We start from the raw sequence: 25,975 nt of genomic DNA on the forward strand, positions 1-25,975 counted from the left end.
TCAAAATGAGCTCGGGGAGCCGTAAGGAGGACGTACGCCGGTGATCGAGCATGTTGAATCGCAGTCGAGCGGATCGCCCCCCTGCCTGAGACTGCCCTAAGACGGCGTTCGCTGGCGCTGCGAACGGCGACGACGGCGTCGTGCGAGACCCTACGTCGAGCTACGCGACCCCCTGACCCTTCCGGTGTGTCGAGGAAAGTGAAATGCTTGTTAATCAGCCTATGAAGGAAAGGTTCGTTGTTTCTCGACGACGTACTGGATTCGGTGATTGCTTGTGGTCGCTCGCTGCTGCCTGGCAGTACGCCAAGCGGACAGGGCGTACACTAGTCATCGATTGGCGCGGATCTTGTTATCTCGATGAACCCTTCACCAACGCCTTCGGGGTGTTCTTCGAACCAATTCAAGACATCGCCGGCGTACGCGTGATTTGCGATGATCAGATCAATCAACTCTCATTTCCGGGGCCGTTTTTTCCAACTTGGTGGAATCGGCCATCTATCGACTGCGTTTATCGACCAGATGAACAGATTTTCCGGGAACGCGACGAGCTGCGGAGGCTCTTAGAAGATCAAGATGATACTCACGCGAATACTGTAGTGTGTGATGCTTGCCTGATGTGGGGGTGTGATCAGGACGCAGAGCGACAGATATTTCGGGCCATCAAACTGCGCTCTGAAATTCAAGCGCGGATTGATGCGATCTATCAGGAGCATTTTGAGGGCCGCAGCGTAATAGGTGTTCATGTTCGACACGGCAACGGCGAAGATATCATGGGGCACACGCCGTACTGGGCAGATCCGCAGCGAGCCTTGCGGCAGGTATGCGCTGCCATTGAAAAGGCCAAGGCGTCGCCGCACGCAAAGCCAGTAACAGTATTGTTGTGTACGGACAGCCCGAAGGTGCTGAGTCAGGTATCCGCCTCGTTTCCCGACCTCTTTACAATCTCAAAGCGCTTCCAGGCAGATCAGGCAGGGCCATTACACAGCGCAGAACTGGGAGCGGAGGGTGGGTTTTCCGCTCTCATCGAGATGTACCTCCTTGGTCGATGCGATACCGTGATCCGCTTTCCGCCGACCAGCGCCTTTACGCGCTATGCGCGCCTTGTCGTACCACGCGTTATTGAATTCGACTTGAATGATCCGAGTCGTTTGATCGTAATCGATGGGCCGGCCGAGCATCACTTGGTCTTGTAACCTGCAGCGCCACCCGCATGCGGGGATACCGCCAGTTTGCATTTGCTGTGTTGCTTCGCCGCCGGCCGCATTGGCAGGGGGCCTTCGAGAACCACCGCACCGAGTGAGGGAGACAATCGTTTGGGTTTGAGATGAGCCTCGCCAGACCCACGTCTTCGCGTACAGGCATGTCGGTGATTGGCGTCGCCCTGAAAGTGGAGGACGTTGCTCTAGATCGCGCCACTGCGCCGAAACATCCATCACCGTCGGACAAGCCCAGCTTAGATCCTTTGTATTGTGGAACCACCAAGTCGACGAACCTGACGTATGAGGCTAGCCACGTCCGATTAGGAGACATGGCGCGCCGTTGCGGCAATGAGAGCACGCCTCGGGAGCAGGCTGTCGCGCTTGTTGTTTATGTGCTCGCTCAGCATCGATGGGTCATCAAACTTAAAAAGCGCGCCAGCGGCTCTGATCTTTGTCGGTCTGGCTGACAGATGACAAAATGCCTGCTTCGGGACGTATTGAAGCGTTTCCGACACTGAGGGGCTAGCATTGTTCTAGCTGAATTTGGAGAAAAGAGACGAATTGACAAAAACGCATATCTCCTGACGCCTGCGGGAGCTCGAACGCACGCGAAGGACACGTCGTGCATGTGGCTGTCAGAGGGCGATGCGCTAGTCGTTGAACCCGCTAAGCTGTTTGTGACTACACTGCGTCGCAATCGCGTCGGCTTCATTCGCAGTTCACTGGCCCAAATCCTGCATCATCTACGCGTGGGCAGATGCGCAACGGCAATGGAAGGAAAGATGCTTTTGGGTTCTCGACATGTCAGCCGACGATGCGCTCCGGTGTTGCATGGACCTCGATACCTTCTTCGCGCCGCTGTGACCTGCTTGCAGAATGAGAACGGAACATGCCGGTGCCGACTGGCAGTCATGGCATCAGCCCGACGTATCTGAGGGACGACCGACAACGATGTCGAGGTTGAGCTGCTAACCGGTGGATGCTGCCGCCCGCATGACCGAACTCAAAGAGTCTGGCCGCATGTGGTCGCTGGCATCGTCCAACGGCGAGCCACTGATATTATCGACAACTCGAGTGGAATGCGAAGAGCCCGTCCAACCTCAGTTCTTCCGGGCTGCGTTTATTGGCCTTGCGGCAGCGTTAGATCTTCTGACCCACAAAGTTGTCGCGCCTCTATGCAGCGCGAAGTATTTGTTCCCACGCAATCGCTCGCAGGGTGGCATACTCGCTCCAAAAGCCTGGAACACGATGGTGGGAAAGCGACGACTAACCTTGTGCTCGAGAGATTCCACGTCAGTGAGTAATCTCGACCCATGTGACATAGAACATATGTGACGTGATGTGGTTACAACAAGAATTCGATACTCATTTTCGCTGGATCTAAGGCGATCCGTTCCCAATGCAAGTTCTGCGCGACTTTGTGAAGGAGCATGAGCCGAATGAAGAGGTCTTGGTTACCGTCGTGCCATGAAAAGGTGTTATCTCCTAGCGACATCAGAATAGGCACGAGATCGAGAGTGAGATGCAGGACGATGTTTCGAAGTTCGAACTAAGTGCAAGCAAGGAGAGGAGGGGGGACGTCGACGTTGTCACGGTTCATATTGCTCCCGAATGCGAATGGCCTGGCTCGGAAGGCGGGGCGAACCATCCCGTGATTATGTCATTGAACGAAATCGCACTCAGAGGAGTGTTCGAAATATCGAACATGCTCGCCAGTCCTTCGCGGCTCGAAGTCGCGCTGGCAAGCGTCGTCGATCTGCTGCAGTCCTCTCTGCAGATGCGGCATGGTGTCGTCTCTCTCCTGGCCGACGATGACGTGCCGGAGATTACGGTCGGCGCCGGCTGGAGCGAAGGAAGCGATGAACGCTACCGAATGCGCCTGCCGCAAAAGGCGATTGAGCAGATTGTGGCGACGGGAACGCCGTTCGTGGCTGAAGACGTTGCCACCAATCCAGCGTTTAGCGCGGCTGACCTGGATGTGCTCGGCGCGTCCGATCACATAGGGCTATCGTTCATCGGAGTTCCCGTCAGCGTCGATGGACAAGTAGTCGGCACCCTCTCCATCGAGCGTGTGCCAGACATCGACTCGACGTTCCCGCTCGAGTCCGATGTCCGGCTACTCACGATGATCGCCAACCTGGTTGGTCAGGCGGTGAAGCTCCATCGGCTGGTGGCGCGCGACCGCAAGCGCCTCATGGCGGAGAGCTATCGATGGCAGAAGGAACTCATTGAGTTTAAGCAGCCAGCGCGAGAACGGAAGAGAGTTCATGTCGATGGCATTATCGGTACCAGTCCAGCGCTGCGCGGACTGCTCGACAAGATCGCGGTGGTAGCCAAGTCGAACGCCACGGTTCTGCTACGTGGTGAATCGGGCACCGGCAAGGAGCTGGTGGCCAAAGCTATTCACGAGCTATCCCCGCGCGCCAAGCGGCCGTTCATCAAAATGAACTGCGCGGCGCTGCCGGAGACAGTGCTAGAATCGGAATTGTTCGGTCATGAAAAGGGAGCCTTTACCGGCGCTCTTAATTCACGCAAAGGGCGCTTCGAGCTCGCCGACAAGGGCACGCTGTTTCTGGACGAGATTGGCGAGATCTCGGGCTCGTTTCAGGCAAAGCTGTTGCGGGTTCTTCAGGAGCAAGAGTTCGAGCGGGTCGGTAGCGGCCACACCATGAAAGTCGATGTCCGCGTGATTGCTGCAACCAACAAGGACCTGGAAGGGGCGGTTGCCAAGAACGAGTTTCGCGCGGATCTCTATTATCGCATTAGCGTAGTTCCTTTGCTGCTGCCGCCGTTGCGCGAAAGGCGCAGCGACATTCCGCTGCTTGCCACTGAGTTTCTCAAAAGCTTTAACAGCGAGAACAGTCGCACGTTAACTTTCGATCCGAGTGCCATGGACGTGCTGATGAATTGCGGGTTTCCGGGCAATGTGCGTGAACTTGAAAATTGCGTGCAGCGGACTGCGACACTTGCGCCAGGACCGTTCATTGTCAGGAGCGATTTTGCTTGCTGTCACGGTCAGTGCCTTTCCGCCCTGCTTTGGAAGAGCGGATTAGGTGAAGCGAAGCCGCGGGCCGCGCTGGCTGGTGAGCTATCGGCGAAGCCAGCTATGCCATCGCCTGCCGCAGCCTCGTCGGTTGCCGTTCTGGCTCCGCCTGTCGAAGCCGCGCCGGTCGATAGTACGATCCTGAGTGGTGCGAAATTGACGGATCGCGAGCGCCTCGTTGCTGCAATGGAAAAGACTGGCTGGGTGCAGGCAAAAGCGGCGCGCCTCCTCGGACTAACGCCGCGCCAAATCGGTTACGCGCTGAGGAAATATGGCATTGAAATTAAGCGCCTGTGAGCAGCTGCCGGTCTTGGTCCATCCTGTCAAGACCGTGAGTTTGACAGCGTCTGCGCGATTTATTTTGCGGACGCACTTCTGGCCGAAGGTGGCCGTTAGATGGCACTTAGACCACGAGCCGAATCGCTCAAGGGGGGCATGAGAGCTCTGCTCGTTCGGATTGACAAGCGCGCAGTTCGCCCCTTTTTCTGTCGGAACGCTGCTTCACCATCCTGGCTTCCCGAGTACGCGTTCGCAACGGTCGCACCAGTGCCATTTCATCATTTGCGAGCGGATCGCGCCAGACGTGAAGTTCAATCATGTTAGCCAGGCCGAAACGCCGGAGCGGCTGCATCTACTCAACATTCCGAACGGAGTCTGCTCGAAGAACATGCTAGGGAGGTACTCGGCCAGAAAGGCTGCACACGCTTTCTGCCGCGGTTGGTGGATGCTGTGCTATCTCGGCAGTCGGATTCGCCATGAATCCTCCCCGCCGGCATGGAGCCTGGAGCTCGATGAAGAGCCTCCTCTCGGAGGGCCCAACTGCTGGCGAAATTGTTGAAGTGTTGTACCGGTAAGTTGCTCTTCGTTGATCCTGTAGCGGAGGATCTCAAGACTACCCGGGAGCTCGGGCGCGGACAAATGACCACCTCTGGCCCTGTATGCCTGCCGACGATGGTTCCAAAGCGGACAGTACAGTTTGGAGGAAAGACCAAATATCGAGGAGCTGGAAGCACGAGGGCTTCGGCCAATGCAAGGCGCCTGATCGCCGCTCCGTGGAAGCGGGCCGAAAATGTGACAGCAATCGGACTTGCGGCCGAGTTCGCAGCCTCCACTGAGCGCGACACTATAGTTCGGGACGCCGTCCTAGTTCGGTACGCAGATTCCAAATAGCTTTGTTGGCCATATGAAGTACATTCTTCTCACCTGCTCTCAATGAACGTTCCAGGTGGGCTCGCAGCCGAGTGCGCAGCAACGCCTCCGCATTATGGATCAGGAATGGATCTTTCTCTATGAAACGCCATGACTTCTCAAACGCTACACTTACCAGAGTTTCAAATGTTTGCTCCTGTTTGAGTGAAGCGTGATCCATGGATAAAAACTCCAACAAAGTAGCCTATCCAGCGACGACTCGCCGCTGGTCAGAATGGTGGGTCGAAAGCTGTCGCTCCAACAGGGCGGAGCACCTGTCATTCAGCTCGTGGGACGCGATTGCTGATAGAGGCTATACAGCTGCTTGTTGAAGCGATGATGACCGCTGTTGTGCAATGCTCCGTCGTACGTCGATAAATGCGGTATTCTAGTAAACTTTGGAGAAGATTGTTGCTTCACGTGGCGGGATCCTTCCCACCACGGGACGGCCAGCGGCATCGTCCATCAGCAGGACCTCCGTTAGCACTGTACCGGCTAGGACCCCGCGTTGGAGATTCACGCGAGAGACCAATCATCCAATCGCGCTTGTTGCTTTCATTCGCTCCGGATGCACCGTGATCGTTTGGAAAATGTCTGGGGAATGGGGAGGCACCGCTAATTCGGAGAAGTCATCTTGCCTCGTATGACCACTCGTGCAGCAGCGGAGCGTGCTATGAGAACTTGATCTTCAGTCATGAATCCGGTTGCGACAAGATTGTCCAGCACCACGTTGGCGCGAGTACGCGCGGCGGTGAGGTCGATGTGAGGGGCATATCTTGTCGGCGCCTCGATCAGGCCGACCAGCATCGCAGCTTCAGCGAGATTTACCTCGCGGACCGTCTTATTGAAGTAAAAGCGCGCGGCGCCGTCGAAGCCCAGGGCGTCGCCGCCCAAATTGATGCAGTTCAGATAAAGTCTCAGGACTTCATCTTTGGTTAGGTGCCATTCTAGCCACACCGCGTGCAGTATGCCTTTGACCGTGTTGTCGATACCGCGCTCGCCGTTCAAAAACAGGGACCGCGCGAGTTGCTGAGTGATCGAGGAGCCGTCCTGGTGAAGGCGATCGTTCTGCGTTCTCATCAGCAAAGCGTGGAGAGCACCTGGGAGGTCGATGTCGAAATGGTCATAGAAGTGGCGGTCCTCGGTTGCGAGCGTGGCCTTGATCAGCACGTCGGGAAATTCCTCAAAAGGGACCGAAACGCCACGGTCAACCGGCTCGCTACCAATCGGATGGCCGAACCGGTCAAACAGACACGCTGTCACACTCGAAGCCTTCAGCCAATCCTCTTGCAGAGGAGCGCGAATAGTGGAAACCCCGAACGCCAACAACAGGATCAGTCCGCCAAGGACGAGGGTCAGAGCTTCGGAAATGGGCTCGAGCAGCAGCCAGCGCTGCCACTGGCCGGGAGAGATGCGGCTTATAATCCTCAGGTAACCGCGATACAATGTTCGCAACTCTCTCGCGAAAAATACGAAAAATACCAGGGCGCAATCGAAAAACGGCTCGCGAACCGACAAGCAGTGCCGGATCGTGGTCCTCCAGTTCGGCGGTATAATCTGACTCACGTCGATCTTTCAGTGTTTACTTTCTGCAGGGGCTTTGGCGAGCAGGCCAAGTGACTTCTCTGGAGTGCTTCGGCAAATCAAAAGGCGGGCGTTGCGTATCTTAGAAGGCCGCTGTCATTTGATGCCCGGCGGAGAGGCCAATGCGAACTGAGATCTGCAGCACGTGACCTGATGCGTCCAAGGGCGCGTGCGGCCAAGTGCGTGCTGGTCGATAAGGCTCAAATTTCGATGAATATAGGGCCAGCCATTCGGTTGTGCAGCTCTCTGATCCGGCGACGAAGAATCTAAAGACAGCGAGGGAAGGTGGGCACGAATCTTGCGCGCCGTTGAACCCCTGTTCTTCGATCGCCGTTTCTTGTGAGTCGTATCGAAACAAATACCAGGCATCGATGGTCCCGTTGTCTGATGTGAATTCTGCTCTCGAAATCGGCGAGCAAGTGCGGCCGCCCACATAGGCGGCAAGTGTGGCGCCTTCGCGCGGTTGTTGAAGCGACAAATCGGCAAAACCTGACACCCGTCGCAAGTGCGTCAACTCTGGTCCGGAAAAGTTGGCGAGGACGCGATACCGATAGTGCCGTCGGTCTGGTCCGTGGACCCAATGGTGTTTCGTTGGCGAATCGGAAGTCGCTACGAGGAAAAGCCAACTGGCTCTGTGCGCTATGACCGGTAGCGTGATGGCCCGTCCGCTCAAGCGAATTTCTCGAACTTTGTGGCGTTCCTAAAGGCGCGAGCCGAAACAAACGGCTTCTCGGGATGCCTGGGCGCGAGCTGGGACAACCTGGCTAGTCAGCGCAATACACGGCAGCGCCGATGTGCCGGATCAATTGCACAAACGGCACTCCTGCACGATGCGCTTTCATTTGAAACATCCGAAGGATGGCTAGCAGCAGGCAAACAATGGATCGGAACCGACGTTCTATCGAAAACGGGCAAGACGATCCGTCGTCCGAGGTCCGGCTGTGGCACTTGGTCTGCATTTCCTATCCGCAATCGCGTGAGAGCGCATGGCGCGGCAGCGCGCGCGGGTGAGGCGCATCAACTGGGGTGATGCCGGAACCGTCGCAAGCAAGCTTGGTTCCTATCGTCAATCGCTGAAGTCTTGCTCGGTTGATCGAGTCTCGAGTTGTTTGAGGAGATTATGCTGAATCTTGCCCAATGCAGTTCGCGGTAAGTCTTCTGTGAAAATGATTTCGCGTGGCACTTTGAAACGCGCGAGATGCGATTGCGCATGCGTTACGAGTGCCTCCGAGTTAATTCGCGCTCCAGATCGCTTGATCACATAGGCGACCGGTACCTCATCCCATTGCGGATCAGGCCGGCCGATGACAGCGCACTCCGCAACATCAGGATGCTCTAAAAGTACACGTTCGACCTCCGCCGGATAGACGTTTTCCCCGCCGGAAATGATCAGGTTCTTCTTGCGGTCATGAACCCAAAAATAGCCGTCGGCGTCGCGACGAGCGATGTCGCCAGTACGATACCAGTCGTCATGCATCGCCTCGCGCGTGGCCGGTCGATTGCCCCAATATTCGTGCAAAACGTTGGGCCCGCGCACTGCGATCTCACCCGGCGTCCCCGCGGGCAACTCGCTACCGCCATCATCCATGACGATCGCTTCGCAGCATAGTCCGGGTAGGCCGGTCGACCCCTCTCGCGAAAGGTCACCCCCGAGCCTCGTATAGATCGCAATGGGACTGGTTTCCGTGGAGCCGTAAACCTGGAGTACGGTCACCCGGTATGCAACCAAGCGATCAATCAGGTGCTGTGGCACAATCGTTGAACCCACCGATACGGCTTTCAGTGACCATAGATCGGCCGTCGGCCACCTAAGGTCGTCGGTCAAGCCCTGAATGATCGCAGGCACCAGGACGGTCAATGTCGGCCGATCATGCTTGAGTGCGGCAAACGTGGCGTCAGTCGTAAACCGAGAGTGGATGGTGACAGTCGCGCCAAGATGTAGGGCTGGCGTCGTCTGGATGTTGAGCCCGCCGACGTGGAAAAGCGGTAATACTGTCAGCACGTGGTCGTCGGATGTGAGGGCGTGCATATGCTGACTCATCACGCCGTTCCACAACAAGGCGTCCTGGCGGAGCACTGCTCCCTTCGGCCGACCTGTGGTCCCTGAAGTGTAGACGATGAGAAGCGGGTCGGCCAGGTCCGCGCAGAGGTTGTTGCTGCTGTCGCACTGTATCTGATCCAACAGGCCGTCCCACGTGCATGCGCCGGAAGACGCAAAGTCGAAGCCCACAGTCGTGACCTCGGGCAGTGTCTCTTCTAGAATCGGCAGAAGTGCCCCAAAAGCACGCTCAATAACCAGAACCTTAGCACCGACGTCGGACAAGATGAAAAGCTGTTCAGTAACCGCCAACCGCCAATTCAAAGGCACCAATATCGCCCCGAGCCGGGCGCAAGCGTACAGGAGAACGAGATAATCAGGGCGGTTGAGGCTGAGGAGAGCGACGCGATCGCCTCTGTTGACACCGAGCGCAATTTTCAGGGCCCGCGCCGCCCGGTTGATGCGTCTACTAAGGTCGGCGTAACTTAAGGTGTCGCCCTCGAAGTGGATCGCGGGCTTGTTAGGAGCGAACGCCGCGTTGCGCTCAATCAGTGTGCAGAGATCCACCATGCTACATCCTTTATAGTGAGGCTTCTTAACTTCTGATACCCGACTGGCCTGAACCCGCGGTTGTCTGCGTTCATTTGAAGATCGTGATTGTGTATTGCGTCTCTGAGGCCGACATGGCTAAGCGAGGAAGTCGCTAAACGGGCAGGGCGTCGACGTCATTTGAACATTGGCTGCACAGCGAAGACGTTCGAGCTACGGACGCTAATCGTCCGAGTGAAGTCGTTTGGATCGTGACCGTCCAGAGTCCGCTTAGCTCGGGCTATGGCAGGGTGGCGGGTCTGGAATCAGATTATGCTCGGCATGAATGGCGACCTTACCTAGTCGTGAAAGCTGATCGACGCGATTTTCCGTGCAGCCGCAGGGCACGGCTCAAAACGAACATTGTGGCATCACACTCAACTCGAGATCACGAAAGATGGTGTAGCTCCGCCGAATCCACTGATGCAGTTCGGTCGAGGAATCCTTCTCGTGGCGTAGATAGCCGGTGAAAGACAAGCCTAATCGACTGATGTAGGTGTTCAGAAACATCGGCAGCGACGCGAACCGGAGCACGCGGCCCCGATTCATGACGTCGAATAATTCGCCGCGGACAACGAACTCGTTGTGAACGGTAATCAGAATCTGCGGCGGAACCTGCCACCGTAGCATCTGGTAGGAACGCGCTGAGACGCGGTCGACGTCAGCTACGAACAGGATGATCGGCACCACGTTGTGCAGTATCGCCTCGCTCAAGAAGCCGATCTCCCCGCACATCTTGAAGAACTCGTCGAAGGCGTGGAAGCCAAGGTCGATAACCTTGGCCATCCCATCGTTGAGAATCAGTCGATCAACTAGCTGCATTTTGCCATAAGTGTCCATGATATCTGCCGTCTCAGTGATGGTCGGTAGGTAGTCGAGCAAAGACGGCTCTCTCAGGTTGATGTCGAAGGAGAGAACTGTACCGTTCTTCAACAGCAGAAACTCGCTCAAGAGCCGCGCGATCAGCGTCTTGCCGACCTGCGGGCTCGCAGAGCAGATGATGTAGACCGGGGTTACCAAGATTGCGATTTCAGCGCGGCATAAGTCCTCAACGGACTATCTTTCGCCCTCGCGGGTCATTGACTTGGCGCCAGCGAGGTCTGTCAGGTTGATGCGATCATACTCGCGCCAGACATTGGCGAGCCAATGCCGGACGTAACCGCGCAGCACAAAGGAGTAGGTCTCTGTATCGTCGTGCGGTCCCTTGTTCGCGACGAAATTGACGAACGGGACGGAGGCGACCTCAACCTGTTCATAGGCCATTTCGTTGAGCTTCGGGATCGTCAGGTCGGTGGCGTCTTTGATGCGGTGGAAATAGGAATTGTACGTCGACTGATCCCACTGAAAGAACTGAGTGTCGTTAATGAAGTTCTTGACGAGGAAATATTTCGCGCCGGCCATGAAGTTGCTCGTCTCGGCGATCTCATCCAGTGAGGCGATAGACGATCCCAAGACATGGAATACGGCAAAGGTGATTTGGCCTGATCGCGCGGCGTCCAAAAAGCCGATATCGCGCAGCGACGCCAGCGATGGAGACATCAGTCCTGCGCGCACGTCGATCACGGTGACGGATAGGCCCGAGTTCAGTGTGTCGAAGATCTTCATCTGGTCCGCGGTCTTCGTCATATCCACGATGTCGGTGATCGCGGGGTGGAAGCGCTTCAGCGTTCCGCGAGGCGACTCGGTGTCAAACGCGCGGGTTTGAACGTTGTTGGCGCTGAAATAATCCAGCAGCGTCCGAGATACGGTCGTTTTTCCGACGCCACCCTTATCCGCACCGACCACAATCACAACTGGCTTTGCCATGGAGCTTCCTTCAAGATATTGTTTAACCCGTTACACCGCGCTACGCGCGATCAGCATTTCTCTGATCCCGCCTTCGCAACTATGGCGGGAGATGGTTCGATTTGTGTGAGGACGGCCGCTATTGTTGAGTATGCCGCCGCGGACCACCCCGCCGGAACCGCTCGGATCTCGGTTCGTGTCTGCGTTTGCGTTGCTTCGTGACCATCAGCACATTCTCTCCGTTTGGGTATGTATGCGGCAGCAATAGTTATCGTGGTGTGACCTGAAATCGGACGTCGTCATCCGAATCTCTTGAAGAACTGCATCGACCGAGCGGGACGGGGAGGACGATTGCGACCGCAGCGACAAAGGGCGCTTGTCACGATCCGTCGCTTCTCGGACCTCTGGATGCGCCAGCTATGGTCACACAGATGCGATGCGAGAAATCATCGACACCCGCTTTGCGGCCGAGGTGCTGGAAAGCTGTGTCGCCCATCGGCTCGCTCGTACAGCTTTAAGCGCGACGGATCGTCAAGCCCCCTTTCTCAAGCGCTGCGACGATCTCCCTTGCAACGCGCAGAGCGCCACCGTTGCGCTCGCCGATCAAGCTGGATGCCACGACGTTCGCGACGAGGGCGTATGCTCTCTCGCGCTCTGCGAACTCGCACTCAACAAAGTTTCCGCGGGCCTTGCAGGCGATCACCGGACGACCGCTCCAGGGATCATGTGATGCGGTTTGATCATTGGCATGACATTTCGGGCACTGCATGGGTCAGGCTTTCGGCGTATGTTGGTCTGTGAGCATTTTCTAGCCGGGAAACGAGTTCGTTCCGGTCGAAGAGAGGTTAGCGCGTCGGATAGATTGAAGACGTCCGTCCAAGGTGAATTCGAATCCCCCTCTTTTGTGACGCAGCATTCGTCGGCCCGACGGAAGGTGATGTTGTGTTGCCCCCTGCATGGCGCGCCAATCTTGGCGCTACATTCTGAAAACGCCATAATGTGGGGCATCGATTCGGGTATTGAGCGAAGCGCTCAAGGCGATCGAGAGCGCGTTTCTGGTATCTACGGGATCAAGAATGCCGTCATCCCAAAGCTCGGAAGTTGCATAATAGGCACTCGATCGCTCCCGATATTGTTCCAGAATCGGCTCTCGAATGGCTGCCAATTCTTGGTCGGACAGACGCCCTCCTTCGCGGGCCAATTGCCTTGCTTTGACATGGGTGAGCACGCCAGCCGCTTGCTCTGCCCCCATGGCCGAAATCTGAGATTGTGGCCAGGAAAACATGAAGCGTGGATCGAAGGCTCGGCCAGCCATGGCGTATGTTCCCGCTCCATGGGAGCCGTTGCAGATCACTGTGAGTTTGGGCACCGACGCTCCAGAGACGGCCATGATGAGCTTGGCGCCGTCCTTGGTAATGCCTCGCTGTTCGTATTCCCGTCCAACCATGAAGCCGGTGGTATTCTGCAGGAAGAGCAAAGGCGTCCGGTTCTTATCGCAGAGTTGGATGAAGTGAGCGCCCTTTAGGACGCTCTCGTTCTGCAGCACGCCGTTGTTTGCGATAACGCCGATCTGATATCCATGGAGGCGCGCGAAACCGCATACCAGGGATTGGCCATAGTGCGGCTGGTACTCATGGAATCGGCTGCCGTCAACGAGCCGCGCGATGATCTCCCGCATGTCGAACTGAACGCGAGGATCCTTTGGAATGATGCCGTACAGCTCGGAGGTATCGTAGGCGGGGGGCTCCGAAGCGGATTGATCAATCGCTTCTTTCGTCGGACGACTCATGCGAGCGACCAGGTCCCGCGCAATGGCAATCGCGTGCATCTCGGATGTCGCGAAGTAGTCACTCGTTCCCGAGACGCTCGTATGCATGCGCGCACCACCAAGCTCCTCGGCAGATACGACCTCTCCGGTAGCGGCTTTTACGACTGGAGGCCCGCCGAGAAAGATGGCTCCGGTGCCCTGCACAATAATGTTGTAGTCGCTCAGCGCCGGTACGTAGGCCCCTCCCGCGGTGCAGTGCCCCATGACAATCGCGACCTGCGGCACGCCCATCTTGGAGAGGATCGCTTGGTTGCGCAGGATCCGACCAGCGTGGTAGCGGTCGGCGAAAAACTCTGCCTGCAGAGGCAAGAACCCGCCAGCGCAGTCGCACAGATGGACCACGATCAGGCGGTTCTCAATCGCAATATCCAATGCCCGCACGATCTTCTTCACGGATAGCGGATACCACGCGCCACCCTTCACACTGGCGTCATCTGCATGCACAATGACCTCACGACCTGCTACGATGCCGATGCCGACGACCTGCGCTGCGCCCGGCACCTCTCCATCATAGGCGTTGTTGGCAGCTAGAGTCGAAAGCTCGAGAAACGGAGTTTCGGGATCAAGAAGCGCCTCGATCCGATCACGAACGAATAGTTTGTTTTGCTGTCGCAGACGCTGAAGGTCTCGTGCTGGTCGGTCGAAACGAGCGGAACGCTGGTGCTCTTTCAATTCGGTCGCAAGCTGTCGGTTATGGAGCATGTTGATGCGAAAATCTTGCGAGCCGGTATCCGCCCGAGAAACAATCCGCTGCATGTCAGCGTCCTTCCTCCGAAAACGTAACCAGCGCGGAGTCGCGCTCGAAGCTTTCGCCAACCTTAAAATGAATGCGCTCAACCACACCGCTCCGAGGGGCGCGTACGACGAATTCCAGCTTCATGCTCTCGACTAGCATGAGTGTCGCGCCCGCGGAAACAACATCGCCACGCGAAACCCTGGTCGCAATGACGACGCCAGGCATCGGTGCGCGCGCCACAAGATGATTCGACTCTTCGTCGGAGCAAGCGAGCGTTCGCAATTGATCACGGTATCTCAATATGTGCGTCCTGCCACGGATATGCAGGTGAAGCATATCGCCGTGGATTGCGAATTTGACCGGGACGGTATCGCCTGCAATGGCGAGAATACCGCTGCCGTCGAGCTGATGTGAAAATGCCACCGGTGCAATTACCTCGTCGTTCAAGTGAAGGCGATAGCCGTGCTGCCCAGGCGAAAGCCATAGTTCATAGGTCTCGACATCAAGCGCAAAGGAGTGCTTCATGTCAGTTTCTCCACTTGCCGAGCTCTGCGTGGAGCATGGGCACGGCGTCTGCTGAGTCGCGAACGGACCTAGTCAGCAGCGCGGCGGCTGCGAGGACGGCGGGGAGGTCGATCGCAGATTGGCCGACGGCCAGGTGCGGATTTTCGTCGAGATAACCGGTATGGATCTGTCCGCTCAAGAACGTCTCGTCTGCGAGCACACGCGCAAGAAAATCTGCGTTTGTCTCGCAGCCAAGAAGCACCAACTCGCGCATTACGCGCTCCAACTTCAATGCAGCATCTCGGCGCGTGGTCGAATGCACGACGACCTTTGCGAGCATGGGATCGAATGCCGTCGTGATCGGCTGACCTTGGACGATGCCGCTGTCAATTCGTAGGCCCTCGCTCTGTGGGTACTCCAGCATGAGTATCTTGCCGGTCGTTGGAGCGTAGTCGCGATTAGGAGCTTCGGCATATAGCCTGGACTCAATCGCGTGGCCTTTGGAGACGATATCGGATTGTGAAAAGCTAAGTGCGCGACCGGCAGCGATTTTGAGTTGTTCGGCTACGAGATCGATACCCGTGACCATCTCCGTCACGGGATGCTCAACTTGAAGTCGGGCGTTCATCTCAAGAAAATAGAATTCATTTCCATCCAAGATGAATTCGACAGTTCCAGCGTTTCGATAGTTGGCGCTACGAGCGATGCCGACCCCCGTTTCGCAGATCCGTTTCCGTAACTGTGGCAACAAGGCAGGCGAGGGCGTCTCCTCAATGATCTTCTGGAATCGACGTTGCACCGAACACTCTCGTTCGAAAAGATGGACCATATTTCCGAAGCAATCGCCTAGCACCTGCACTTCGATGTGGCGTGGCCTTTCAACATATCGCTCGACGTAAAGGCGGCCATCACCGAAGTACCGCAACCCCTCACGACGTGCTTGAGCGATCGCATCCTCAAGGGTGTCGAGATTGCGCACAATCTGCATGCCCTTGCCGCCGCCCCCCGCTGAAGGTTTCACCAGCAAAGGTGAGCCAAGGGCTCGCGCTCTGGAAGGGAAGGTCTCTGGATCGTCTTCTTCAATCGCCGAAGGTGCGACCGGAAATCCATTCCGCTGAACAAATCTGCGTGCGTGGATTTTATCGCCCATTAGTTCGATGCTTTCGGAGGTTGGTCCGATGAATGCAATGCCTGCCCTCGAAACGGCCCTCGCGAATTGCGAGCTCTCCGACAAGAATCCATATCCAGGATGCAAGGCGCCGGCATTTGCTCTGCCGGCTGCAGCGATGATTTTCTCGAAATCAAGATAGGCTGCGATAGGGGAGCAACCATCTATGGCGATTGCGGTGTCTGCCATAGAAACGGCAGGCGTCCCCGCATCGACATCGTGGTAGACGATTGCTGATCGCAACCCTAACCTGCGCAACGTCTTGATGATGCGCACAGCAATCTCGCCTCTATTGGCGATCAAAACTGTATCAAAGGGTAGTGTCTGCATTCGCCTATTCATCCAAACAAGGTCGGAGTTCCGACGTTCAAGAGCTGGGGATCTAAAAGCAACTGTCCGCGCTAGGCAGATAAGGCGAAATACCAGGGACCACTCTTCATCAGGCGGGGGGAGGTCAGCGCGACCGATCGAAGCTGCGCGATGCGGTCATTTCGAGCCGGCTTTTACTTTTGCGCCATCCTGCCCTGACATTACGTAGCGACACTGGTCGCTCAAGGTGGTGACGTTGGTTCGGAGACAAGCAGTGATCGCCTCGACATTCGGTATGACACTGCTACACAGCCGGAACACGTCCGCGGTGCAAGCGCTCCGCTCCTGCTCGGTCCCCGTTCGATCTCGGGCGACGGAGCGTTCGGGCGTCAGAGCGTTCAAAGTCGCAAGAACGATGACAGCTGCTGCATGGCAGCCTGCTCTATAGGTCCAACGAGGGAGGGGACGGTGCCTTCGATTCACGATATCCTCTTTGATAGGTAGTTGGCGCCGGATTGAATGTCGTGCAGGACACTTAACGGCTTCTGTAAAGCAGGCCAAAGGCTCAGGTTGACGACGCTCGTGGCAGTGGTGTGCATCTCGAGCGTACCGGGCGAGGCGTCGGTTCCGAGCCATGGTGAGGTCAGTGCAAGTTGAGCTCGGATGCATCCGAAAGGAACAGAGGAGAGACAATCGCTACACGCTTCTCGGTATGCACTGCACGTCCATTATTGTCAGCACAATGTACTGTGTCGGACGTCCCCGAGGCGCCTAGGAGCGGTGCCGTATCGGAGGAGCCAAACACGGTGGGAAATTCAACGTATAGAGGAGGTCGGCAATCAGACCTTCGGGCGAGGGCTTTCGGATCCTGATAGTATCGTACGGCGCAAACCTGAACGGGCTGAGACATTGGTGATCCTTGAACTTACTTGGAGACGTCGGCCTCGCCAGAGACCGCCGCCACTTGTTCGAGACCGTACAATCTGACGCTGCGTACGATTCAAGTCCTTCGAGAGGCTCGCCTGACGAAATTATGTGAATTCGTATGGCAGCCGCTTCATTCGCAACAATGTTCTAGAGTGCAAGGAGACAAAGAAGAAGAAAGACGATCTCGCGGCTCACCCCGCCAAATCGCGGTGCACCGTGGTCGAGATCCTGAGAGATTGCGAGACAGAAGCTGGCGTCGCAGCTCTGTCGCCAGGCAGCCGCAACGTGCGGACCAAAGGCAAAAACGTTCGGTTCTCCGTCCGTCCGCACCAGTTTGATGAGGACGACGAGATAGGCAGAGACGATGGCATGAGAAGTGGCGGCGCTTGCGAGGCGAGCCGAACACCCGCTGTCGGCCTAACGTCGCCGTTCGCGATTGCTACGTAACCAATTGGAAGCCGATGTCCTCAGGCTGACTAATGAGAGCAGCGGGGAGGCGGGGCCCACTAGATTTGGTGAGTGTCCCGGGAATGAGCTTGAATCTCACGTAACGTCACACTGTAGGTTTGGAGCGAGGAATATGAAAGGTACGCACCGTGCTTCAATGGCGCTTTCTCCAATTGCACACGCTCCCTACTTGCGCTCTCGGCATGGAGCATAACATCGTGAATCTGGCGGCCGATTACCCGCTAGTTGATAAATGCGGCCGGCTTAAGGACGGCGATCAAGAGAAGGCTCAAAAGATATGGGCCTACTGCTTCTCACCTCAGGATCGGATCAGGTACATCCGCAAGCATCGCGCACAGTTTGAGTTTCACGACTACAGTCAGATGATCGACGTTGTGCGGGGACGCCGCTTCACGGGTTGCGCGTCGGAGCTAGTCAACTGGCGCGATCGAGTCAGGGCAAAGACATGGCGGGTCGTCTTGTCGTTCTGCGTCGCCACGTGGCTAGCCGTTGTTCTCGCCGTGATTCGAGCAGTCAGTTGAACGTTCGCAAGCTGAGTCGCTACGAGCAAGCGGATGGGCAAGCCTTATTCTCTAGATCTTCGCAAGCGAGTCGTGTCTTCGATCGAGGGCGGGATGTCCCGCAATCAGGCCGCCAAGCAGTTTGGGGTGGCGATTAGCACCGCCATTGGCTGGATGAAGCGGGTCGATGAGACCGGCAGCGTTGAGCCTGGCCAGATGGGTGGTCATAAGCCGAAGGCGGTTTCGGGCGAGCACGCGGTCTGGCTATCACAGCGGATCAAGGACGGCGATTTCACCATACGCGGGCTCGTTGCCGAGCTTGCGGGCCGCGGTCTGAAGGTCGACTACCACTCGGTGTGGGACTTCGTACATGCCGAGAAGCTCAGCTTCAAAAAAAAGCGTGGCGGCTGGCGAACGCGATAGTCCCGAGGTGGCACGGCGGCGAAGCCAGTGGGCAAAATATCAAAATCGCGTTGAAGCTGAGCGGCTGGTCTTCATCGACGAGACCTGGACGCGGACCGATATGGCCCCTTTGCGGGGATGGGCGCCGCGCGGGCACAGACTTCACGCCAAGGTTCCCCACGGGCGCTGGAAGACCATGACCTTCCTGGCTGCCCTGCGTCATGACCGGATCGATGCGCCATGGTTCATCGAGGGGCCGATCGACGGTGTGAGCTTTCGGACCTATGTTGACAAGGTTCTGCTGCCCGTCCGTCGACCCGGCGATATCATCGTCTTGGACAACCTCGGCAGCCACAAGAGCAAAGCAGTTCGCCAACTCATCCGTTCGGTCGGCGCCAAGCTCTTCTTCCTGCCAAAATATTCGCCCGACCTAAACCCGATCGAGCAAGTCTTTGCCAAGCTCAAGCACTTGCTTCGTAAAGCGGCCGCGCGAACCGTCGATGCGGTCTGCGCCGCAATCGGACACGCGCTCGATGCCTTCATCCCCGAGGAATGTGCCAACTACCTCAAAAATTCAGGCTATCGAACTTAATGCCATCACGCTTTAGAAGTCCGCGATCTGCTGAAGGTCACCTCGGAAGTCTCGAGCCGTCTACATTGATGTGAAGGCAGCTCGACGTCTGTTGAGTAGCGCCAGCGCTTGACTCTGTTGCGAGATGGCGCCGCGCAGCAGGCTATTCATTATATCAAGCGACAGCGACAAGGGCGATTATCAACTTAATAAGAAGACCCAGTTCGACTTGGGTAATAGATACACGTCCAAAAATGAGTTTGGCAATCTCTGCGCGGTTGGAAGGGGTTCGCATGCTTGCGGGTAGCGCCAAGACTGCTTCGTCAAAAAGCCGTCCCAGCGTCGAAAGCTGTTCGGGCTCGTACAGTTTGCCGTGCTCCTGTTGGAGACGGTTCGCGCTCCTTGCTATGACTGCACTGTCGGCTTGTTCGTTGAGTTCCGGACAAATACCGAGTTTCGCCGCTACCAGCTCGCTTGTGAGTGCATTGAGGAGCCGGGTCGCTTCAAGCGCGCTCTCGTCATCGCAGATAAGTCTAGCAATCTCTTCGACTTGTAGCTCTATGCTCTGCTTAAGGTATTGAATACGCGAACTGCAGCGACGAACGTGGCGAGCATGTTCTCCAGGCGGTGGTGCAGGCGGGGTATGTGGATCAGCATCAGCTTTCAGTTGAATGGGAGATGAGTTGGCCAAAGCGCGTAGAGGAAGAGCGAAATATCGAAGGAGTTGCGTAAGAAAACAAAATGCCATCACTCGATAGGCTTGGTTCAGGCGCTCCACTGCCCTCGATTTTCTGGACCCGTACACTGTCATAGTCATGGTTGCCTCATGCATCGTTCTGGCACATGGAATTGTCTGTTGCGTCGCGCTGGCGTCCAGCGCGCGGGTGGTTGCCGGCTGGTCGCTGACAACCGTTCGAAAGGCCATTTTGGAGCTAAAGTTGAGCGGCAGACAAACTGGTCCATCTGCAGCAACTGCCTCAACAGTCGACGATTAATCCACACGACCCACACCAACCCCGAGCTCAACCGCTGCTTTGACTAGCAGCGTTCAATAAGATCGGTAAAATAGATTGTTATGATGGAGCGCATTCACCTCTTGGATGAATGGAGCGACGATGACGTTATCCTGGGTCCGTCGGCGGCAGTTCCAACGGCGTGAGTCCGCTGATGTGGGGGCAACGCGCAGTTCGATCGCGATCTGGTCGAGCTTGGCGCCGGGAGCGAGAAGATGCCGGATGGTCGGCTCAGAATCGAGTGTTCTCGTGCAAGGCCCAGCCCAGGTTGAGCAAGAGAAAATGATCGCCCGTGCAGGAGACGGACTTCAGGGACGGGAGTCGCGCAGTGGATTGAGACGGAATGGCGACAGCAAACGCCTTGATCACTAGATAAAGAGATGATTGCTAACCAGCGTCAGCGATAAGAGCTTGGTCAGGGACGATGCAATGCCAGGTAGTCGCCGGTCCATTCGGTGCTCGGACTGATCGCCGCTCGTCGGTGCGGCAGCATAACGCCTTTTGCGCTTGTGTCAGCGACGCTAGATGCAGAGTATGGCTTTGCCAAGCGTTTCCGTCGCAAGTCTCAATTGGCGAACTTTGGTTCACTGGCCTAAGTAGGGACAGATTGTGCCTTTAGCAGACCCGAGAGTGGCGGCGCTCCGACAACAATTCGCGACATTAATCCAAAGTAGTCCACAATCCGGCAAACGCCCGTCGCAGTAACAACAATCGTCACACCAAGCGCAATCGCGGCGGCGAGTCTGGTCGAGACATCTCAGAGTTCTCCAAACTGGACCAGGTCCCTGAGACGGAAGCGGCTTGCTTGAAGGAGGTCGAGCAGCAGAGTGCTCTGACCCAGGTCCACCGCGACAAAGCGAGCTAACCGACTTGAGCGGCCAAATTTCCAGCATTGCAGCACCACCTCCACTGCGACCGCTGGCAGAGCCAGCGAACATCAGCAACACTTGTTTGGCCGACCGTGCATCGTGAATTAGAACAAATTGTTGCAGGCGTAAGTCTCCCTGTCCCAAGCAAGGAAGCACACGCAAGCCAGGCCAAGGAGTAAGAGAAGTAAAAGCGACCGATGGCGTAATAGGATGCTCGTTCGCCATTAGCGAACTCAAAACGCAGTTCTCTCTTGGCAGAGCGCGAGGTGCGTTCTGTCGACGCTGTTGCTATTTGATCAGTCATCAAACTGGAATCGTTTGTTCCGTGCATACGCCGTCGCAGATTGTGCGCTTTCGGCCTGCCCTATTGTCTTCTCAATGGAAGATAACCGCGAGTCTTCAGAGCGGCGAAGATGCGATGCATGAGACTCCTTTGGATTCAAGGCTTTCGGATACGGCCTGATCGCCCGTCATAGCAGTGGATCCTGTGCGAATCCAAAACGATCCTCGTGCGCTGATACGCTGATATCTGCTCCGGTTCCTTAGAAAGCGCTCGTGAGGTCGCGCGGACCGAATTTGCCGATCGCTAGTGTTCGGTAATTCGCGATCGTGCTCGTTGGCGCTTTGAGTAGGATGAGGCGCTCGTCGAGCGGCTCACATTTAGATTGTGGGACGGCGGCCATGATCGGCATATCTGGCCGCTAGAACGCCTGTGGGGCCGATCGATCTCGGCGCCGGGATCTCGTCGCAAGTCTCGCGCGGCGCAGGCGGTCGTCGCGTGTCGACAAACCTTCGTATAGGTTTAGCAACCTATTCTATATCGCCCTCTTACCTTTGTAGAGTTGAGCCGCCCGTCGAGTTGTTTGTACTCTTGATTCGAAGCGGGATCATTCGACGCAATCGGCGTGCGGCACAAAGCCTGAACCCGACTTGATATGTTTGCTGGAGGTTGTTACGTGCCATTGAGGCGTAAGGACGAAGTTGACGGAAATGCGCGAACGCACTTCCGCGTTGGAGGTCCATCAACGCGCCGCTTCGTTCCTGCAGAAGCCAGATCCCAATGAGCTTGGATATTGGCTGCTGCGCCGGGACTGGTTGCGGGCGTTTTCTTCGGGGTTGCCTAAATGCTCTGCTCCAGTGTGTCGAGCCGGACCACCGGGCGATTGACCCTGTAGAGGGTTGATGTGTTGCCTAAGAACACATGCGTTTAGAGCAACCGACCCTGCTTTCTCTTGCTGAGGGAATAGTCGCAGTCGCCGCATCTATGACCGTAGCGGTGGCCTGATTTGCTCGCAAATTGACATCAGTCTGTTGAATTTGAGCGTCGCGATGGCTTTTACCGAACTTTTCATCAAACGTCCGGTATTATCGATCGTGGTCAGTCTTCTGATCCTGCTGATCGGCCTTCGCGCGGCCACCGTTCTGCCGATCCGGCAGTATCCCAAGCTGTCGAACACAGTTGTCAATATCACAACCTCCTATCCGGGCGCCTCCGCGGACATGATCCAGGGGTTCATCACGACCCCGTTGGAGCAGGCGGTCGCTTCGGCCGAGGGCGTCGACTACACAACGTCCTCCTCGGTGCTCGGTACCTCGACGATCCAGGTCTACATCAAACTCAATTTCGATCCGAACGAAGCGCTCACCGAAGTGCTCTCGAAGGTCAACTCGGTCAGATATTTGATCCCGAAGGAAGCGAACGATCCGGTCGTCACCAAATCTACCGGCCAGACGACAGCCGTTATGTATATCGGCTTCTCCAGCGAGGAACTGACGGCCAGCGCTATCTCCGACTATCTCTCGCGCGTGGTCCAACCGGTTCTGTCAACCGTAGACGGCGTGGCAGCGGCAGACATCCTGGGCGGTCAAAGTCTTGCGATGCGGCTATGGCTCGATCCGGCGAGAATGGCGGGGCACGGCGTGTCACCGGCTGATGTTTCGGCTGCAATCGCCGCCAATAACTTCCCGGCCGCAGCCGGTCAGGCTAAGGGCTATTTCATAGTCTCTGACGTGACGGCCAATACTGATCTGCGGAGTGTCGATGACTTCAAGAGCATGGTCGTCAAAGCCAATGACGGCGGCTTTGTTCGAATAGAGGACATTGCGACAGTCGAGCTTGCCGCACAGACCACCGACGTCAGCGTTGCCATGAACGGCGAGCACGCAATCTTTATCGGCGTGCAGGCGAGCCCGCAAGGAAATCCGCTGAATATAGTGCGAGGCGTTCGGGCATTGCTTCCAGAGATGGAGCGCAACTTGCCACCATCGGTGAAAATGAAAGTGGCCTACGACTCCACAAGATTCATACAATCGTCGATCGATGAGGTGGAGAAGACGCTCATTGAGTCCGTTGCAATCGTTGTGGTGGTGATCTTCCTGTTCCTCGCCTCGCTGCGGTCGGTCATCATTCCCGTAGTCACCATTCCGCTGTCACTCGTCGGAGCCTGCAGCATGATGCTGGCGCTGGGGTTTTCATTCAATCTCCTGACCCTCCTCGCGATGGTGCTTGCGATCGGCCTGGTGGTCGATGACGCGATCGTCGTGGTAGAGAACATTCATCGCCATCTGGAAGCAGGCGCGACGCCCGCGCAGGCCGCTAAGGAAGGGGCGCGCGAGATCGTCGGCCCCGTTGTATCAATGACGATTTCGCTGGCCGCTGTGTACGCGCCCATCGGCTTTCTCGGCGGTCTCACAGGTGCGCTGTTTCGCGAATTCGCGTTTACGCTGGCGGGGTCGGTGATCGTGTCGGGCGTGATCGCGTTGACGCTGTCGCCGATGATGTGCTCAGTTTTGCTGAAAAGTGCTGAGGAGGGGCGATTTGCGAAAGTTGTAAACCGCCTGTTCGGTGCCATGACACGCTGGTACGGCCGCAAGCTCGACCGCTCGCTCGACTATCGCCCGGTTACCGGGCTGGTTGCGCTGACCATGCTAGGCCTCGTCGGCTTTCTTTACATGCATACTTCCAAGGAACTCGCACCCGAGGAGGATCAGGGCATCGTATTTGCACTGACTAAGGCGCCGAAATACGCCAATATCGACTATCTCGACTATTACGGCGCCAAGCTCGACAAAGCGTTTCAGAAGTTTGCCGAGACCGACTTGCGCTTCGTGCTCAACGGCACCAGCGGTCCGCAGGGTGGCATGGCCGGCATGTTGCTCAAGCCTTGGGACGAGCGCAAGCGATCGTCGATCGCGCTGAAGTCGTTAGTGCAGGCGGAGCTGTCCAAAGTCGAAGGCATCAATGCATTTGCCTTTAGTCTGCCGCCGCTTCCGGGCGGTCCGGGCGGCTTGCCAGTGCAGATGGTGATCAACTCGACGCTGGGTTTCCAGCCCATCTATGAGCAGATGTCGAAGTTGAAGGATGCCGCGCGCAAGAGCGGTCTGTTCATGGTCAGCGACTCTGATCTTGAATTCAACCAGCCGGCGGTGCGAATCAAGGTAGATCGTTCTAAGGCCAATGATCTAGGCATCACAATGCAGAACATCGGTAGCGCGCTCGCGACCCTATTTGGCGGAAACAACGTCAACCGCTTCAATCTACAAGGCCGCTCCTACCAGGTGATCCCGCAGGTGCCGCGCGAGAGTCGCCTAACGCCGGAATCACTCGGGAAATTTTATGTAAAGGCTGCGACGGGCGCGATGCTGCCGCTGTCAACTGTGGTCTCCATTGAGACTGCGACCGATCCTAATGCGCTCACCCACTACAACCAACTCAACTCCGCAACCTTCCAGGCGGTACCGATGCCCGGCGTCACGATCGGTCAAGCTGTGGACTTCTTGGACGGGCAGGCAAAGGGTCTGCCCGCAGCCTTCAACCACGACTTCCTCGCCGATGCCCGCCAATATGTGCGGGAAGGTAACCAACTTGCCGTTACGTTTGCGTTTGCACTCATCATCATTTTCTTGGTGCTTGCGGCGCAGTTCGAAAGCCTGCGCGATCCTCTCATCATCATGGTCAGCGTGCCGATGGCAATCGTCGGCGCTTTGATCCCGCTATTTTTTGGCGCGGCGACGATGAACATCTACACTCAGGTCGGACTGCTGACACTGATCGGCCTGATTTCCAAGCATGGTATCCTGATGGTCGAGTTTGCAAATGAGCTACAGCTCAAGAAGAGACTTGATCGTCGCTCGGCCATCGAGGTGGCGGCGCGCGTCCGACTCCGTCCAATCTTGATGACCACTGCGGCGATGGTCACGGGCCTTTTACCCTTGCTGACCGCAACGGGTGCTGGCGCCGCGAGCCGCTTCTCGATAGGGCTTGTGGTCGTAGCGGGCATGACAATCGGCACGCTGTTCACGCTCTTCGTGCTGCCGGCTGTTTATGTCGCGATCGCGTCCGATCACCGCCCCGACGCGAGTGCGCACCATGCCAAGAACGCCGCCGAGCTCGACCTCATAGACAGCTGATCCACCTCGCCGAGCGATGACGCTGATGATCAACCTGGGTTCGCTCGATTGCTGCTCTAGGTAGGGCGCTGGTCACCGATCGCGGGGACTTGACCGCACTGGGTGGCTTCAGTTCGTAGCGCGGACGGACACGAACGATCATCCGCGGCTGCTGCGCTTCGCCTCTATCTATCGCTGGCTCGACGAGAACGACTAGGTATGGCGGGCGCGGCTCGAGCGCGAAGCGTATGAGCAATAGCTTCGGAAGTGACAGCGTGAACGAATGGCGCGCGTGCAGGAAGGATGCCGCCGCTCGCCTTCAATCAACATGGCGATGACAAAGATGACGACAAACCTGTCCCTGCGGGAGCCACGGCCCGCAGCTTACGTCCGCGGCCTTCACCGATGCGCTGGCGGTGGCCGGCGTTGCGATTTCGGTGGACGGCCGCGGGCGTTGGATGGACGGACAACGTGTTCATCGAGCGGCCGTGGCGTTTCTCAAAGAGGACCCTCTAGCTTAAAGCCTATGCCGAAGGGCGCGAGTCGTCGCGGGCATCGCGGAATGGATGGACTTCCACAATGAGCGGCGCCTTCATCAGGCCCTAGGCGATCGCGCGCCAATGGCGGTCTTGGCGCCAGCGAATCGCGCGGACGCGGGCTGCGGACATGATGAACACCACTGAGAAGAAGCAACCTTGGATGGCATATGAACGAAGGCGGAGCGACCGAGTTTCCAATTAGGAATGAGGTTCAAGTGCTCGCGCTTTGGATGGATGTGGGCGAGCGCGACAGAGACCCGAGGCGCGGTCTTTCAGTTCACTCTGCCTATAGAACCTGACGATACCAATCCCGCTGTACAAACGGGT

14 protein-coding genes and 1 pseudogene are annotated in these 25,975 nt (G+C 56.9%); 5 read left to right on the plus strand and 10 right to left on the minus strand.

What is annotated here, in order from left to right:
* Positions 1 to 203: 203 nt before the first annotated feature.
* Both ACKWRH_RS07320 and nifA read left to right on the plus strand, forming a co-directional pair.
* Positions 204 to 1,193 carry a nodulation protein NodZ gene (locus tag ACKWRH_RS07320; protein WP_445219938.1) on the plus strand — a complete coding sequence of 330 codons (990 nt, stop codon included), beginning with the start codon at positions 204 to 206 and terminating at the stop codon, positions 1,191 to 1,193.
* Positions 1,194 to 2,856: 1,663 nt separating this feature from the next.
* Complete coding sequence (gene nifA, locus ACKWRH_RS07325) at positions 2,857 to 4,539, plus strand: nif-specific transcriptional activator NifA (protein ID WP_445222336.1); 1,683 nt, start codon at positions 2,857 to 2,859, stop codon at positions 4,537 to 4,539.
* Between the two features lie 826 nt (positions 4,540 to 5,365).
* On the opposite strand, the gene ACKWRH_RS07330 is transcribed toward nifA, so the two are convergent.
* The 5 genes from ACKWRH_RS07330 to ACKWRH_RS07350 form a co-directional block, all read right to left on the minus strand.
* The gene (locus ACKWRH_RS07330; protein WP_445219939.1) at positions 5,366 to 5,611 is read right to left on the minus strand and encodes a hypothetical protein; all 246 of its coding nucleotides are present in this window, start codon (positions 5,609 to 5,611) and stop codon (positions 5,366 to 5,368) included.
* Positions 5,612 to 6,045: 434 nt separating this feature from the next.
* Positions 6,046 to 6,948: a transglycosylase domain-containing protein gene (locus tag ACKWRH_RS07335; RefSeq protein WP_445219940.1), complete on the minus strand. Its 903-nt coding sequence runs from the start codon at positions 6,946 to 6,948 to the stop codon at positions 6,046 to 6,048.
* Positions 6,949 to 8,080: 1,132 nt separating this feature from the next.
* A complete protein-coding gene (locus ACKWRH_RS07340) occupies positions 8,081 to 9,619 on the minus strand; it encodes a class I adenylate-forming enzyme family protein (protein ID WP_445222337.1) in 1,539 nt (512 codons plus the stop codon).
* Positions 9,620 to 9,991: 372 nt separating this feature from the next.
* The gene (locus ACKWRH_RS07345) at positions 9,992 to 10,663 is read right to left on the minus strand and encodes a hypothetical protein (protein WP_445222338.1); all 672 of its coding nucleotides are present in this window, start codon (positions 10,661 to 10,663) and stop codon (positions 9,992 to 9,994) included.
* A gap of 33 nt (positions 10,664 to 10,696) precedes the next feature.
* Positions 10,697 to 11,446, minus strand: a complete 750-nt coding sequence (locus tag ACKWRH_RS07350; RefSeq protein WP_445219941.1) for a hypothetical protein — start codon at positions 11,444 to 11,446, stop codon at positions 10,697 to 10,699.
* Between the two features lie 415 nt (positions 11,447 to 11,861).
* Here ACKWRH_RS07350 and ACKWRH_RS07355 point away from each other — a divergent pair, with 415 nt between their 5' ends.
* Positions 11,862 to 12,155 carry a hypothetical protein gene (locus tag ACKWRH_RS07355; protein WP_445219942.1) on the plus strand — a complete coding sequence of 98 codons (294 nt, stop codon included), beginning with the start codon at positions 11,862 to 11,864 and terminating at the stop codon, positions 12,153 to 12,155.
* 246 nt (positions 12,156 to 12,401) lie between these two features.
* On the opposite strand, the gene ACKWRH_RS07360 is transcribed toward ACKWRH_RS07355, so the two are convergent.
* Genes ACKWRH_RS07360 through ACKWRH_RS07370 form a run of 3 tightly spaced genes read right to left on the minus strand, consistent with a single transcriptional unit; the run spans position 12,402 to position 15,991 of the window.
* Positions 12,402 to 14,009 carry an acyl-CoA carboxylase subunit beta gene (locus ACKWRH_RS07360; protein ID WP_445219943.1) on the minus strand — a complete coding sequence of 536 codons (1,608 nt, stop codon included), beginning with the start codon at positions 14,007 to 14,009 and terminating at the stop codon, positions 12,402 to 12,404.
* Position 14,010: 1 nt separating this feature from the next.
* Entirely contained in the window at positions 14,011 to 14,514 is a 504-nt protein-coding gene (locus ACKWRH_RS07365) for an acetyl-CoA carboxylase biotin carboxyl carrier protein subunit (RefSeq protein WP_445219944.1), read from the minus strand.
* A 1-nt stretch (position 14,515) separates the two neighbouring features.
* On the minus strand, positions 14,516 to 15,991 hold the full coding sequence (locus ACKWRH_RS07370; RefSeq protein WP_445219945.1) for an acetyl-CoA carboxylase biotin carboxylase subunit: 1,476 nt from the start codon (positions 15,989 to 15,991) through the stop codon (positions 14,516 to 14,518).
* 1,928 nt (positions 15,992 to 17,919) lie between these two features.
* Between ACKWRH_RS07370 and ACKWRH_RS07375 the strand changes: the two genes are divergently transcribed.
* Positions 17,920 to 18,859, plus strand: a protein-coding gene (locus ACKWRH_RS07375) for an IS630 family transposase (protein WP_445219946.1) whose coding sequence is annotated in 2 segments (ribosomal slippage) — positions 17,920 to 18,255 and positions 18,257 to 18,859 — 939 coding nt in all. Because the reading frame shifts where the segments join, the coding sequence is not laid out codon by codon here.
* 154 nt (positions 18,860 to 19,013) lie between these two features.
* On the opposite strand, the gene ACKWRH_RS07380 is transcribed toward ACKWRH_RS07375, so the two are convergent.
* Positions 19,014 to 19,655, minus strand: coding sequence for a hypothetical protein (locus ACKWRH_RS07380; protein ID WP_445219947.1), 642 nt, complete (start codon positions 19,653 to 19,655; stop codon positions 19,014 to 19,016).
* Positions 19,656 to 20,443: 788 nt separating this feature from the next.
* Positions 20,444 to 20,944: pseudogene (locus tag ACKWRH_RS07385) on the minus strand (nodulation factor fucose acetyltransferase NolL); the annotation flags it as partial.
* A gap of 1,105 nt (positions 20,945 to 22,049) precedes the next feature.
* Between ACKWRH_RS07385 and ACKWRH_RS07390 the strand changes: the two are divergent.
* Complete coding sequence (locus ACKWRH_RS07390; RefSeq protein ID WP_445219948.1) at positions 22,050 to 25,130, plus strand: multidrug efflux RND transporter permease subunit; 3,081 nt, start codon at positions 22,050 to 22,052, stop codon at positions 25,128 to 25,130.
* Positions 25,131 to 25,975 lie beyond the last annotated feature (845 nt).

It is taken from the genome of Bradyrhizobium sp. Pa8 (assembly GCF_052588265.1).